16 protein-coding genes are annotated in these 12,889 nt (G+C 34.9%); 2 read left to right on the top strand and 14 right to left on the bottom strand.

From position 1 onward, the window contains the following. Positions 1-272: 272 nt before the first annotated feature. Together AC4GZ8_RS02415 and AC4GZ8_RS02410 are read right to left on the bottom strand one after the other, a co-directional pair. The gene (locus AC4GZ8_RS02415) at positions 273-803 is read right to left on the bottom strand and encodes a hypothetical protein (RefSeq protein WP_491080201.1); all 531 of its coding nucleotides are present in this window, start codon (positions 801-803) and stop codon (positions 273-275) included. 258 nt (positions 804-1,061) lie between these two features. After that, positions 1,062-1,550, bottom strand: a complete 489-nt coding sequence (locus tag AC4GZ8_RS02410; RefSeq protein ID WP_491080200.1) for a hypothetical protein — start codon at positions 1,548-1,550, stop codon at positions 1,062-1,064. 549 nt (positions 1,551-2,099) lie between these two features. On the opposite strand from AC4GZ8_RS02410, the gene dcd reads away from it, so the two are divergent. Further along, on the top strand, positions 2,100-2,672 hold the full coding sequence (gene dcd / locus AC4GZ8_RS02405; protein WP_491080199.1) for a dCTP deaminase: 573 nt from the start codon (positions 2,100-2,102) through the stop codon (positions 2,670-2,672). Positions 2,673-2,907: 235 nt separating this feature from the next. Here dcd and AC4GZ8_RS02400 read toward each other — a convergent pair whose 3' ends face one another. From AC4GZ8_RS02400 to AC4GZ8_RS02380, 5 genes are all read right to left on the bottom strand, one after another. After that, on the bottom strand, positions 2,908-3,705 hold the full coding sequence (locus AC4GZ8_RS02400; RefSeq protein WP_491080198.1) for a TIGR03943 family putative permease subunit: 798 nt from the start codon (positions 3,703-3,705) through the stop codon (positions 2,908-2,910). Between the two features lie 14 nt (positions 3,706-3,719). Next, positions 3,720-4,724, bottom strand: coding sequence for a permease (locus AC4GZ8_RS02395; protein WP_491080197.1), 1,005 nt, complete (start codon positions 4,722-4,724; stop codon positions 3,720-3,722). A gap of 152 nt (positions 4,725-4,876) precedes the next feature. Then, positions 4,877-5,851, bottom strand: coding sequence for a CobW family GTP-binding protein (locus tag AC4GZ8_RS02390; protein ID WP_491080196.1), 975 nt, complete (start codon positions 5,849-5,851; stop codon positions 4,877-4,879). Between the two features lie 124 nt (positions 5,852-5,975). After that, complete coding sequence (locus AC4GZ8_RS02385) at positions 5,976-6,323, bottom strand: hypothetical protein (protein WP_491080195.1); 348 nt, start codon at positions 6,321-6,323, stop codon at positions 5,976-5,978. A 35-nt stretch (positions 6,324-6,358) separates the two neighbouring features. Beyond that, the gene (locus AC4GZ8_RS02380) at positions 6,359-6,610 is read right to left on the bottom strand and encodes a type B 50S ribosomal protein L31 (protein WP_491080194.1); all 252 of its coding nucleotides are present in this window, start codon (positions 6,608-6,610) and stop codon (positions 6,359-6,361) included. 289 nt (positions 6,611-6,899) lie between these two features. On the opposite strand from AC4GZ8_RS02380, the gene AC4GZ8_RS02375 reads away from it, so the two are divergent. Further along, positions 6,900-7,937: a metal ABC transporter solute-binding protein, Zn/Mn family gene (locus tag AC4GZ8_RS02375; RefSeq protein WP_491080193.1), complete on the top strand. Its 1,038-nt coding sequence runs from the start codon at positions 6,900-6,902 to the stop codon at positions 7,935-7,937. Positions 7,938-8,073: 136 nt separating this feature from the next. Here AC4GZ8_RS02375 and AC4GZ8_RS02370 read toward each other — a convergent pair whose 3' ends face one another. From AC4GZ8_RS02370 to AC4GZ8_RS02340, 7 genes are all read right to left on the bottom strand, one after another. Continuing rightward, the gene (locus tag AC4GZ8_RS02370; protein WP_491080192.1) at positions 8,074-8,562 is read right to left on the bottom strand and encodes a GNAT family N-acetyltransferase; all 489 of its coding nucleotides are present in this window, start codon (positions 8,560-8,562) and stop codon (positions 8,074-8,076) included. 158 nt (positions 8,563-8,720) lie between these two features. Next, positions 8,721-9,341, bottom strand: coding sequence for a DUF3298 and DUF4163 domain-containing protein (locus tag AC4GZ8_RS02365; RefSeq protein ID WP_491080191.1), 621 nt, complete (start codon positions 9,339-9,341; stop codon positions 8,721-8,723). A gap of 129 nt (positions 9,342-9,470) precedes the next feature. Further along, positions 9,471-10,124 (bottom strand): ThuA domain-containing protein, encoded by a 654-nt coding sequence (locus AC4GZ8_RS02360; RefSeq protein ID WP_491080189.1) that lies wholly within the window; start codon positions 10,122-10,124, stop codon positions 9,471-9,473. A 58-nt stretch (positions 10,125-10,182) separates the two neighbouring features. Continuing rightward, positions 10,183-10,884 carry an SDR family oxidoreductase gene (locus AC4GZ8_RS02355; RefSeq protein WP_491080188.1) on the bottom strand — a complete coding sequence of 234 codons (702 nt, stop codon included), beginning with the start codon at positions 10,882-10,884 and terminating at the stop codon, positions 10,183-10,185. A gap of 11 nt (positions 10,885-10,895) precedes the next feature. Continuing rightward, a complete protein-coding gene (locus AC4GZ8_RS02350; RefSeq protein WP_491080187.1) occupies positions 10,896-11,381 on the bottom strand; it encodes a VOC family protein in 486 nt (161 codons plus the stop codon). Positions 11,382-11,393: 12 nt separating this feature from the next. Next, on the bottom strand, positions 11,394-11,867 hold the full coding sequence (locus AC4GZ8_RS02345) for a VOC family protein (protein ID WP_491080186.1): 474 nt from the start codon (positions 11,865-11,867) through the stop codon (positions 11,394-11,396). Between the two features lie 76 nt (positions 11,868-11,943). After that, complete coding sequence (locus AC4GZ8_RS02340) at positions 11,944-12,822, bottom strand: carbohydrate ABC transporter permease (protein WP_491080185.1); 879 nt, start codon at positions 12,820-12,822, stop codon at positions 11,944-11,946. Positions 12,823-12,889: the final 67 nt, after the last annotated feature.

The following is a 12,889-nucleotide window of genomic DNA, read 5'->3' as shown; positions in this document are numbered from 1 at the left end:
GCACCACAGGTTCGGTTTAAGAGTATAAAACAGTAAATAGCACGTTTATAGCAGTTCAATTCTGTAACAGAATTGAGCTGTTTCTTTTTAGGGATATGACGATTTTGTTATAAAATAGTGTCTGTTTGTACCCCTTTAAGGTGTCAGAAATTGTTGCCAATATGCAAATTCCTATGTTAAATCAGGTGCTGATGGAAGTGCTAATATTAAAATTAAATAAGGTAACTGGATTTAAGGTTTAGATTTGATAATTTAATAATCTGAATGAATGATTAATAATCAATTTGTCGTAAATACAGTAAGAACTCATTTTCATTGACTTTTTTTATTTTATATTTGCGTAATTGACTTTCAATTTTTTTCTTTTTATCATCCTTATTGCTAAACAGATTCGTCAATTGATAAAAACCTTCTGCTAAGATATTTAATAATCCGGCAGAACCTAACTCTACCCCTAACGTTTCAGTTTCTGAAAGTTGTGATTTAGCGAACTCCTCCATTTCAGCTTTATATTCACCCTTGATTGCTATATAAGGTTCCTTATGATTAAGTGCTAAAAGTAAATCTTCAGTATTATAAACTTCAAAAATAGCTTTTTCGGATTCCAATTTTAATAATTCGTCAATCACTAATCCTTCACTTTTATTTACTGCTTTAGCAATTGCTTGGATCGTTTTAACTGAATAAGTACGTACATTTTTTTTATTTTCACTTGTGATCATTCGATGATTCATTCCAGTTTCATTACATACATCGGATCGTTTCTTGCCGTTTTTTTGTAAATAAATATCTATAAGTCCCATTTCTTACTCCTCTCATATAATAAAATATAATCATTTTAGTATATGTGTAAAAAATGTAAATAGGTTATTAGTTTTTGTTTTTGAGCATTGCTAGTTATGTAAAGTAACCGGGACCATAAATAATACTTTCCAACTGAAAAATCAGTATGCAGACCATCTGTTTCCTCATCATTTTGTCCTTCACAATATATTTTTTTTGAAGATAAAACGAATTGTCCATCTATTTCCTTATGAGATATCGGTAAAGGAACTTGAGACTCATTTGGTAGGCTCTATATAGAAATAAATTCCTGTTTTGCTGTCGATTTCGGGACTTACTTCACTAGTTTCTGTTCTAATGATCGGATTTTCTTTTTCACTTATACCGGTATAGACAGTAAAAATTTTTCCAGATTGTGTTGTTGTTCCCCAGCTAATTTGAGAAGCATATTTTTTGGCTTTATCATTTCTAACAAGAACATCTTGATCAGAATGATACCAAGCAAACTGTCCATTCTTCACACTGATGCTTGAAACCCCCACTCCTAAACCTTCATCTAATTGTTTTTTATAGATAACAAATGTTTCTTCATTTTCAATTACTTCTCCGATGACATCTTCTTTTTTCATCTCTTCTTCTTTAATACCATAATCAATTGCTTCCTCCTTCGTTTCAAACCATTTTAATTCACTGGCTCCATCATTTGCTAATGCAGAACATCCTGTAAGTGCGAGCATGGCTATTGCAAATGGTAATATTACTTTCATTTGAACATCCCCCTTCAAGAAAAGATGTGATAATTACAAAATATATTCACGAGGAATAAAATTACAATATAAGTTTTACTTTTCACACAAAGGGTTCGATTAAGACTGTAAGGTTCCTTACAAACTTAAAACCATCACTCCTCCTGTGAATATTAATTTGATTATGCGGAAGTACAACCAAATTGAAAACTTTCATTTTCTTTTCCTTCTTCCTTCAGCACTACCTAGTATGAATAATTTAATTTAAATTTCGTTATGAAATCTCATTTCGCCAAGCTTTGCGATATTTTTCTACGTCATTATAATCAAAACTGCTTCAAATGTATACTATTAGATGGTGTTACGCGTTACTAAAATTCCTTTCAAATATATCTTCTCCTCCTTCCCTTTTGAAATATATTGCAACATGACATAACAAAATTATTAGAAGATCTTGTTCAGATCTTAAATAAATGTTAGATTATATTTACCTATCACAAACCGTAATGATTACGCTTATTAAGAGGAAGGTATTCTACTCTGTCATATTAAACTCGGAGGTACATAAAAATGATTCTTTCCATTCAATCTATTAAAAAAAAATTAGATGAAAGTCAGCTGAAAATTCATCCTATAACTGAAACACAATTTCAACCAGCTTCTGTAGACCTGCGTTTAGGTAACCACTTTTTAGCTATTGATGAAACTTCAGTTCCTTACCTTTCATTAGAAAAAGCTGCTGTGTATAAAGAGTTTTACGAAGATAAAATCCTTATTCCTCCCAATGGATTTATCCTTGGTACAACTCTTGAGTGGATTAAGCTTCCAAATAACTTAACCGCATTCGTTGAAGGAAGAAGTTCAATTGGGAGACTTGGGCTTTTCATTCAAAATGCAGGATGGGTGGATCCCGGATTTGAAGGAAATATCACGTTGGAATTGTACAATGCAAATCAGGTGCCAATTGAGTTAACTTCCGGAAGAAGGATATGTCAACTCGTCTTTGCAGAGCTTGATCAGGACGGCCCTGCTTATTCAGGCAAGTATATTGGGCAGGACAGGGCATATGAAAGTCGAATTTATTCAGATGAAGAATGCAGACCTCAGCCTCTCCCTGCAAAGAAATTTAAAGAGTTTGATTAAATCATCAAGGAATTAAACAAAAAGCGCTAGCTCCTGGTCAGCCTATGCTAACAAGACAATTTAGAATCGCAGGTTCGCCTTCCTTTGCCTTCGATTCTAAATCGTTTATCACCACCTCCAGGAGACCTAGAATTGCTTTTCGAGAATTTGTTCAAAAGGTTAGCTTTCGGTGTCAAAAAATTAAGCTTGGTAACATCCCCCCTGATAAATAACATCCCTTTTGTATAAAAAATGACTATGAAAAAATATAAGGTCTTTTTGGTGTATCAATTTCTTCAAAATTATTGATATAAATGACAGGTATGTATTGTTGCTTTTCCTTCCTTAGCTTCAATATCCCCTTCATTCGAATCCAAGAATTATCCTTTAAGTGAAACTCATTGCTATTCTCAAGAATAAATCCACTCGCATGTGCATCAGCTATACAGTGGGTAACCTGAAATCTAGCAATTACTTTTTGTTTTTTGGCCAAGTATTGATCCTCTACAATAAACCCTTCCATCTCTATCTCTTTTCCCTCAAAAACCTCAGGATATTCAGATATTATCCCTATATAATCAGAAAATCCTTTATCATCCAATCGAATAAAAGGCTGCCTCATAAGACTTTTAATACCGCCAAGAGCCAGCTCATCATCACTAGTTAGCTTATGATCTAGATCGGAATATTGAATGCCCCGCTTCAGTGCTTCATCAGCCCCAAAGATTTTATAAGGCATAATGAAGCCTGATAAAAGGGGAATCATAATGATGCCAATTGACAACATTGTTTTAATTGAAAGCCCATCTTCTTCATGATAACACCCCCACGGACCGCAATATATATGATCATACTCATCTTCCGTTGGTCTAAAAATACGGGGAACTTGAAAGAAGAAAAGAATCAAGAAAATAACTGAAGCGATTTGACTAAAATGAAGGTAATTTGGATGTATAAAGTATGAAATATCACCGGTTTTATGCAAAATGAAAATAAAGCTGGCAAATAGCAATAAAATAAGTGCTTTTATTGCTTGTCTTTTTTGTAGGGTCATGAAGCGACTCTCCTTTATATCAATGGGTGGGCTAGTAATAAAACAGCAAGTACGGTAACCGTAATGAGGATCGTTAATGTAATGACGAACCGTAATTTAAAGACAGACATTAACATAATCGTATTTTTTAAATCTAGCATTGGACCATAAATTAAAAAGCCAAGTAAAGAGGTATTGGGTAGAAGGTGGTCAAATGATGCAGCTATAAATGCATCTGCTTCTGAGCATAAAGATAATAGATAGGCAAGACCCATCATAACGAGAGTTGATCCTAATAAACCTTCTCCTAGATCAAGTATCGACTTTGTAGAGATAAAAGTCTGAACTAAAGCTGCTAAAATAGCCCCAATAATCAAAAACTTTCCCATATCAAAAAATTCATCAATAGCATGTTCGATCATAGCCTTTAATCTCGTTGGTAATGGTTGCTTCTCATTTTCCTGAACTTCAGATCTAAAGGAATCCTTCGTTATTTTTAGTTGATTATTTTTAAATAGTATACAGATAGTGGCAGTGATGAAAAGAGCAACGATCAAACCTATAATCATTCGTAGTAAAGCCATTTTTGTATCCTCGCCAAAAGCCATATAGGTAGAAAAAATGACAATAGGATTAATTAATGGTCCTGTTAGCAAAAATCCGACACCAGCAAAGAGAGGCATTCCTTTTCCTACTAGCCTGCGAACAATTGGAACAATTCCACATTCACAGGCAGGAAATAAGGCACCCACTAGACAACTCATGATGATCGCTAGAAACTTGTTGCGAGGGATGAATTTCCTTATTTGTTCTTCTGAGACAAAAACTTGAATGATTCCCGAAATCACAACACCAATTAAGACAAAGGGTAACGCTTCTAGCAAAATACTAATAAATACCACATTGAAGGTTAGTAAAGAATCTGAAAAAAAAGTTATACTAAGCTTCATCCCTTCATGAAAAAAGAAAAGCAACATGCAAAATCCAAGAAAAATAAAACCTATTAATTCGCTTAAATAATGATTGGCACTAGACCTCATGCTTAAGTCACCTACTTATTTTTCACATAAACAATATATCTATCTCTTAAAATATTATGTGATCAATATTTTGTATAAACTTGTACCTAAAATCCAATTAAGAATAGGAGCCAACTGGCCCCTCTTTTAAGTTAAGCCAAGTCCTTGTATCTTTATTTTTCAGTGTATACAGGCTCTTTAAATGAATTTTCCCAATCTTGTTTAATTCCTTTGGTATCAAGATCGACTCCAATCATGACTAAATAGCATTCACCATTAAATGTCGAAGGTTCCCAATTGACACGATTCATGACACATTGCATTAAGTATGTACCTTCTCTTACAGGAATGTACCCCTTTGCCCGGAGCAATTCCCTTCTCCATTTCTTCAAGAACTTTTCAATTTGTTTTCTTGTTGTATGTGTTCTCAGTGGAAGAGAGATGCTTTTTATTCGAGAAAAGGATGAAACTGTAGCCTTTTCATCTGTTATTTCACCTATTCTTTTCATGTTCAACCTCTTCATACCTGAACTATTACTTGAGAATATGTCGTTAATATCTACTTTACTAAATGTTGTTTGGATAATGGGTGTTGATGAATTCTCTTTCTTTAATAGCCTTTCTACCTTTTTCTTCTTTACATCCGATACTAAATCAGTTTTATTAACAATAAGAAAATCGGCCACTTTTATTTGTTTTCTTGTTGTTCTTACGAGATCACGGTCGGACTCAAACACATTATTATACGAAAGAATATTTTCTGCATCCACGATAGTTATGACTTTTTCTAATTGAATAAGATTGAGAAGTTCAGGCTCTGTTATAGAGTCAACAACCTCTTCCGGATCCGCTACCCCTGTTAATTCAATAAATAGCACGTCCGGTTTACGAATAAGAAGTGTTTTTAGACATTCAGTTACTTCACTTTTTTTATTACAACACATACACCCATCAAGTAATTTTTCTAGATGATTATTTTTTAACATCCTAGTTATACTTTCTCCATCAGTATCTGTCTTTCCAATTTCATTCATTAAGACCGCAGGATTTATTTTCCTTTCATTACATACATGTAGTAATTGCTTTAAAAGAGTCGTTTTTCCACTACCTAAAAAGCCGCTTAAAATAAAGACTGGTATTTTCCCCATTCCTTTCCCTCCTTATCCATCGCTCTACATATATATCAGACGCAAATCGAAATTATTCCTATTAACCATATTTAATTGATAAAAAAATAGAAGATGATTCACATGAAAGAATCATCTTCTCTTATCAAAAAATAACAAGGTAACATTTTTTCTCACATTCATTATTTGTGTTTAGTTGATCGGTATAATCAATCCACTTGTATCTACTAATTTTCTCTTCGAGTTTTAAGTTTATTTCATCTTCAATCTGATGCATAAGCATGACAGTTTCATCAATTGTCATATGAAAGTGACTGGCTGCTTGATGGTGTGGAGAATGCTCTTTTAGAAGAGTTAAAAATTGCTCCTTTGTTTTTGATTGCTGAGCCAAGCTTTCCTCTACACTTTCAATAAATTGATATAACCTTCTTTTCTTTCTTGGAAGAGAAGCAACAATACTTTTTGCAAAGATCTCCATCATTTTATCATTCATCAACACAAACATCCTTTACTTATAAATGCGAATACTTAGTTCTTCTTCATTTTATATTTTTGTAAGAAACGGTCCACTCGTCCGCCTGTATCAGTGAACTTTTGTACCCCTGTGTAAAATGGATGAGTGTCAGAGCTAATTTCCACCTTTATTAACGGGTATGTATTTCCATCTTCCCATTCAATTGTTTCATTTGATTTTTTTGTAGAACCTGTTAAAAACTTAAACCCACTGTTCGTATCCATAAATACAACTTTTTGGTAGTCAGGATGTATATTTGGTTTCATTATATTCACCTCAACATTAATTCAAATCGTAACGTTTACGATTTGAATTAATTATAATCTTTTACTTATTTATAGTCAACTTTGAGATACCTTTTATCAAGCACTTCAAATGACTTTTCTTCTAGAAACCAGTTGTATTATTTCCTCACTTTTTTAATGCTGGATAAATATTTTTATCATAATTCTTTACAAGGTTAAGTTTCGTGTGTACAATACAAAACGTAATGATTACGATTTAATTTTTCTATCAAAAAAGTGTCATTGCAAAAAAATGTTAGGAGTTGTAACAATGAAAACGAGATCTTATTTATTAACCTTGATGCTTTCCGTAGGCCTACTATTAACAGGCTGTGGCAATCAAGAAAAACAATCAGCAACAAACGCTACGAACAGTAATGCTGGGGATGATCGTGAAATAGAGGTATATACAACCATTTTCCCATTAGAGGATTTCACAAAAAAAATTAGTGGCGATGAGGTTACCGTAACTAGTGTCTACCCTCCCAATGTTGACGCTCATACATATGAACCAACAGTTAAAACAATGAAAAACATAGCTGACTCAGATTTATTCATCTATTCAGGTGCTGGTGTAGAAGGCTTTGCAGAAAAAGCAGAACAGACCTTAAAGAAGGAAGACGTCAAAATATTAAAAGCAGCAGAAGGTATCGAATTATTAAAAACAGATGAAGAACATGTGCATGAAAATGAGCATACACATGAAGATGAACATGCTCATGAAGATGAACACACACATGAAAACGAACATGCTCACGAAGATGGACATCAACATCATCATGGTGATCACGATCCACATGTTTGGCTTGACCCAATACATTCTATTAAACTAGCAGAAAATATTAAAGATGCACTAATAGAAATAAAACCGGAGTCAAAGGATATATTCGAAGAAAACTATATGAAGCTAAAAGCTGATTTAACTGATCTAGATAAAGCATTTCATGACACTCTTGAAAACTCAAAGACAAAATACATTTTAGTTTCTCATGCTGCTTATGGTTACTGGCAGGAAAGGTATGGTATCCAACAAATTTCAATAGCTGGTCTCTCTCCTTCTCAAGAACCGAGCCAACATCAACTTACTGGAATTATTAAAGAATCGGAAGAACATCATTTGAAATACGTTTTATTTGAACAAAATGTACAATCTAACGTGGCAAAAGTCATTCAAGACGCAATTGGGGCTAAGTCGCTAACCCTTCATAATCTTGAATCAATTACAGAAGAAGACATTAAAAATAATGAAGATTATTTCAGTATCATGGAGAAAAATATAGAAACACTTCAAACTGTGTTAAATGAATAGATTAATAAAATTTTAGAGGAGATATGATATCAATCATACCTTCTCTTTATTTTGCAGGGAAAAGGTACACATAATTCTAAATGTTTAGTGTATTGTAACATAACACGAAGCCTCTAATGGAAAATATAAATCTTATTTAGAGTAATTTTTTGCTCATGTTATACCAAACTTCTCCACCATGTTCAGAGTTCGATAATCCGCAATTTTCAAAACCGTGTTTTTCATAAAAGGAAAGCAAGTTCTCTTTACAAGTGAGGGTGATCGTTTCACGTTTCTTCGCTCTTGCGTCTTTTTCAAAGTGTAAAAGTAATGCTTTTGCAACACCTCGGTTTTGATAAGTTGGTGCCACTGCTAATCCTAAGATCGTTTGATGACCACCAATGGCTTGATTTGGCTTTATTGTTTGAAATAAGTCATCTGTTATGAATGCGCTTTGAGTGACTGGCCCATTAATTAATCCCACAACTTCTCCAGCTTCTTCAGCAACAAAAAAGCTATCCTCAATAATATGAATTCGCTCTTTAAATGCTTCTTCAGTCGCAGCCTCACCTTTTGGAAAGCAAAGATGTTCAATAACTAAAAGAGCAGGTAAATCCTTATGTTTTACGTTTCGAATCATAAGCATATCGGTTATTTCCTCCAAATTAATCTTATGGAACTTCATTATACCAATCATAACGTTAATATGTCCTTTATCTATACAAAAAGAGATACCCCCCACTTCCTTTTTTGGGTATCCCTTCATCCTTAACCTTCTATTCAAGTAATCTAGTACAACAATTTTTAATGATTAACAGCCATTCGCCCAAGCGGCCCATTTTCATCAATAATATCCTGTATATCATATACAGAAATTGGAAACATCGGGAAACCAAAAGCATATGGTGTGATGTCATATAGCTGAAAATATAGAACAAGAACTTTATCTGCGATGTAAAAATCCTGATTAGGCTTGATTGCGGTAAAACCGTTGATCACCGGAATATCCCGCTGCTTAATTTGTGTTTGAACGATCGCAGAAAGTCTAGTTACATAATCACTTCCCGGTTTAAACAAGTCTTTAAGTTCACAAAGCTTTCCTTTTATAAGGTCAAATGTTAAAGATTTAATATACGTCATCGCATGGGCAGCTTGAGAATGATACGTGTAATTGGAGAGAGATAAGCTCAAGACCTGACGTTGATTGTTTTTGATTTCATAACTTCCTAGCATTTCTTCAACTGTTGACGGCATATTTCCAACCTGTTGATCGATTAGCTGTTGTGTTTGGTAGACAATCGTTTGATTGATAAACCTCTGTAATTGGTGATTTTTCATATTCATGATTTGGGGATAAAAGACCGTTTTGTTCGGGCCATTGCTAATTCTAACGCTTTTCACCTTTACTGGTAACGAATTGGGCATCGTGATCCCATCCTCTGTTTTTTACTCATTGTATTCCTTAAAAAAGCAAAAATGAGTAAAAAAACACAACGATCCTTTCTTTCATAACAGGTTCATCGTTTTTATCAAATTCGTAAAATAGTAAACACTTTATCTCCCCTTACTTACCCACTCAATCGTCTTTGCAAGAAGCTTTAGAAAATCATCATCAAGCAATCCCTCTTCATTATGAGCAGGCGTGACACAGCAAACTCGTCCCTTCCCATAATCGTGAAACCATCCTGCAATCGAATGCCCATCTACAGATTCCGATGTTAAAAAGACGTTTGTTTCCTCTTCCTGTACGTTAACAAAATAATGCTCATCTAAAAGCTCAAATGAAACTGGTCCAAAAGCTTCGTTTCCTTCAACACTACGATATTGTACTTTTGCATGTTCATCAGGATGGTATTCAAAATGTCCTTTTAACATATTCGTATAGCTGCTATGTATATCATAGGAAGCAAGACCTGAGTGCCATGCTAAAAAGCCTCCGCCTTGTTCGACATATTTCACAATCGCTTTCCCGATCTCCTCAGTCATCCAGGTGTCCACCTTTTCGGCAGTTGGATTAAGACGATCTTCTTTAAATAAGATGACGGCATCAGGTTTGTTCTCCAATTCTTCTTCTAACTGACTCGTGTGAATTTCTGCATAATCAATGTTTTCAGTTTCAGATAGTAAAGTTAATGCCTTGTTTAAGGATGCTTTACTCCTTTCTCTCGGATGATAGTAATCACCTAAAAGGGCAACGATTCTTTTCATTTCAACCACTCCTGTCCTTCATTTTTTGACCCCCAAACAAGGTTTGAGGGCCATTTTTTTATTGAGGCATTGGTTCTCCTTTAAAATTTATAAAGGTTGCATGACCGGATATGTTCTGTTTTTTCTCAATAATATTCAATATACCCCTAGCAGATTCCTCGGGTGTTCCAGGTGCTTTCTCTCCACCCATGTCTGTTTTGATCCAGCCGGGGTGGACAGCAAAAACAGACACCTTAGCATTAGCCAGATACTTTTTAAGCTGTTCAGAAAACATATTTAACGCGGATTTCGAAAGAGCGTAAGGATAATCTCCTCCATATGCATTTTGAAAGCTTCCTGCTTCAGATGAAATATTGATGATTGACGAATCAGGTCCTTTAGAAAGTAGTGGCAAGAAGTGTTTAACAACTCTCATTGGACCAAAAAGGTTAATATTGAAGGTTTGCTCCACCTTATCAATATCTATTTCTTCAATCGTTTTTGAACGCTCATCTAATATGCCTGCATTGTTTATGATCACATCAAGAGTGATGTTTTCTGCTGTTAGCTTTTCTGCAGCAGTTTGGCAGGTTGCTTCATCCGCGACATCTAGTTGAAGAAGAAAAACCTGATTAGGAAAAAGAGAACTTAGATGATTCAACTGGTCTGTTTGATTAACCGGGTTTCTCACCCCTGCAAAAACACTGTGTCCCCTTTTGACAGCCTCAGTTGTCAGTGCAAGACCAAGTCCTCGGTTTGCTCCTGTAATGAATAATTTCATAGTTACCTCCTTTATATATTCTTTACTGTTTTACGTCCTAATTCTTGGAGACCTAACATGACACCTAGTTGCGGAACCGAATCAAAGAAACAATAACGTCCAGATCCGTATTCTCCTTTATGTACGATAGGAATCCCTTTTTCCTCAACAAAGTGAATATGCTCTTCAAAGCCATTGATCGTAAAGGTAATAAATTGCACCCCTTGGCCGTGCTTTTGCTTAAATTCTGTATAAGGGCTATCTTCATTAAGCGGCTCCAGCAATTCAACTGTGACAGGTCCCATTTGCAGATTCGCTAATTTAACTCGCGCCGGTACATGCTCCCCGCGAAACACAGTATAAGTTTCACCTGTCGGGTCAGGAGAATACTCCTCAGGTGGCAACATGATCTCGGGCATCTCAACTCCAAATAGCTCCGAAAAGTTTTTAGCAGCAGCATGGATATCGTCCACGACTAAACCAATTTTCACTAGGTTAGAATTCTCAATTTGATTCAAATCTGCTTCCCCCTATTTATCGTTTTCAAGAAGCTCTAACATAATTTTCAAATCCTTGAACGTGTCCATATAAGCGTAGCGTCCACCTGTATATTCCCCTTTTTGGACTAGCGGCATATTTTTCGATTCCATTAAGGCAACTTTTTCTTTCATCCCATTAATAATAAAGGCAATATGGTGTGGTCCTTCGCCATGTTCATTAAGATGGTTTCTCCAGGTACTAGGATGCTGATCAGGTTCAATAAGTTCCAACTGAAGAGATCCCATATCGAAAAATGCTAATTTTGATCGAGCTTCAGATGATTCACCTTCGAATTCTGTTTGAGCTTTATCCACTGTATCAGTCCAGCTCCACTGTGGCTTTTCCACTCCAAAGAAATCCGCATATGCCTGTGATACTCTTTCGATATCATGAACCAAAATTCCAATTTGAGCAATCACATTTGTTCCTAACACACCATTTTGAGCTTGAGTTTTATTTGACATTATTTTTCCTCTCCTTTATAAAGGTCATTTATATTTACAATGGATGATCCATTGTCATTCACATGTAGTCGTAAATTTAATCCTCAAATCCCCATCTTTTCGAAAGCTTAAAAAAGGTCAATGTCATGATTAAAGCAATAATTAGTAGGATCCATGCTTGTGCAGAGGCATAGCCCATATTAAAGTACTGAAAAGCATTTCGATAAAGATAGAGCGAGTAGAACAGTGTCGAGTTGTCTGGTCCTCCGTCGGTGATAATAAAGGCTTCTGCGAAGGATTGAAAAACTGCGATCATGCCAGTTATGGAATTAAAAAGAATGGCTGGTCTTAATCCTGGTAATGTAATATGAAAGACTTTTTGCATTACATTAGCACCATCAATAGAAGCAGCCTCATACAAAGATTTAGGGATATCACCTAGGGCGGCTAAATAAATCAAAATCATATTCCCGGACATCCAAATCGACATCATGATAAAACCTGGCTTCGCCCATTTCGGACTTGAAAACCACCCAGGTCCATCGATCCCAAAAATACCAAGAATCGAGTTCACTACACCAGAATCAGGCTGCAATACCCAAATCCATAAAATCGCAAGAACAACAAAAGGAACAAGTGTTGGAATGAAGAAAACAACTCTAAAAAAGGAAATTCCTTTAATATTCTTCGTGTTTAATAGAATCGCAATAAAGATGGTCACCACTGTCGTTATCGTTAATCCGACAAAGATCATATACATGGTGTTTCCTAACACTGTTAAAAACAATTCATCTTCAAATAAAAGTTGCTTATAATTATCCAATCCGACAAAAATAGGATCAGAAATTAAGTTATACTCCGTCATCGAATAATAGAGAGAACTAAACATAGGATAAGCTGTAAAACAGAGAAAACCGAATATCCAAGGAGAAATGAAAAGCAGACCATTTCTCAAATTTCTTTTTTGTGTGTTCATAAAGTTAACACCCCTTTTTTAAAAGAGTCTTTGCTAGCGATTAAGAACTTTTTTCTCCTATATGAAA

The organism is Metabacillus sp. RB-C-LZQ-3-1, assembly GCF_058315175.1.
The sequence above is the reverse complement of the archived record's forward strand: the minus strand, read 5'-3'. Positions and strand labels throughout refer to the sequence as shown.

Bases quoted from the DNA above. Each gene is read 5' to 3' on its own strand.
- AC4GZ8_RS02415 (WP_491080201.1), bottom strand. From the start codon at position 803: ATGGGACTTATAGATATTTATTTACAAAAAAACGGCAAGAAACGATCC.
- AC4GZ8_RS02410 (WP_491080200.1), bottom strand. From the start codon at position 1,550: ATGAAAGTAATATTACCATTTGCAATAGCCATGCTCGCACTTACAGGA.
- dcd (WP_491080199.1), top strand. From the start codon at position 2,100: ATGATTCTTTCCATTCAATCTATTAAAAAAAAATTAGATGAAAGTCAG.
- AC4GZ8_RS02400 (WP_491080198.1), bottom strand. From the start codon at position 3,705: ATGACCCTACAAAAAAGACAAGCAATAAAAGCACTTATTTTATTGCTA.
- AC4GZ8_RS02395 (WP_491080197.1), bottom strand. From the start codon at position 4,724: ATGAGGTCTAGTGCCAATCATTATTTAAGCGAATTAATAGGTTTTATT.
- AC4GZ8_RS02390 (WP_491080196.1), bottom strand. From the start codon at position 5,851: ATGGGGAAAATACCAGTCTTTATTTTAAGCGGCTTTTTAGGTAGTGGA.
- AC4GZ8_RS02385 (WP_491080195.1), bottom strand. From the start codon at position 6,323: ATGAATGATAAAATGATGGAGATCTTTGCAAAAAGTATTGTTGCTTCT.
- AC4GZ8_RS02380 (WP_491080194.1), bottom strand. From the start codon at position 6,610: ATGAAACCAAATATACATCCTGACTACCAAAAAGTTGTATTTATGGAT.
- AC4GZ8_RS02375 (WP_491080193.1), top strand. From the start codon at position 6,900: ATGAAAACGAGATCTTATTTATTAACCTTGATGCTTTCCGTAGGCCTA.
- AC4GZ8_RS02370 (WP_491080192.1), bottom strand. From the start codon at position 8,562: ATGCTTATGATTCGAAACGTAAAACATAAGGATTTACCTGCTCTTTTA.
- AC4GZ8_RS02365 (WP_491080191.1), bottom strand. From the start codon at position 9,341: ATGCCCAATTCGTTACCAGTAAAGGTGAAAAGCGTTAGAATTAGCAAT.
- AC4GZ8_RS02360 (WP_491080189.1), bottom strand. From the start codon at position 10,124: ATGAAAAGAATCGTTGCCCTTTTAGGTGATTACTATCATCCGAGAGAA.
- AC4GZ8_RS02355 (WP_491080188.1), bottom strand. From the start codon at position 10,884: ATGAAATTATTCATTACAGGAGCAAACCGAGGACTTGGTCTTGCACTG.
- AC4GZ8_RS02345 (WP_491080186.1), bottom strand. From the start codon at position 11,867: ATGTCAAATAAAACTCAAGCTCAAAATGGTGTGTTAGGAACAAATGTG.
- AC4GZ8_RS02340 (WP_491080185.1), bottom strand. From the start codon at position 12,822: ATGAACACACAAAAAAGAAATTTGAGAAATGGTCTGCTTTTCATTTCT.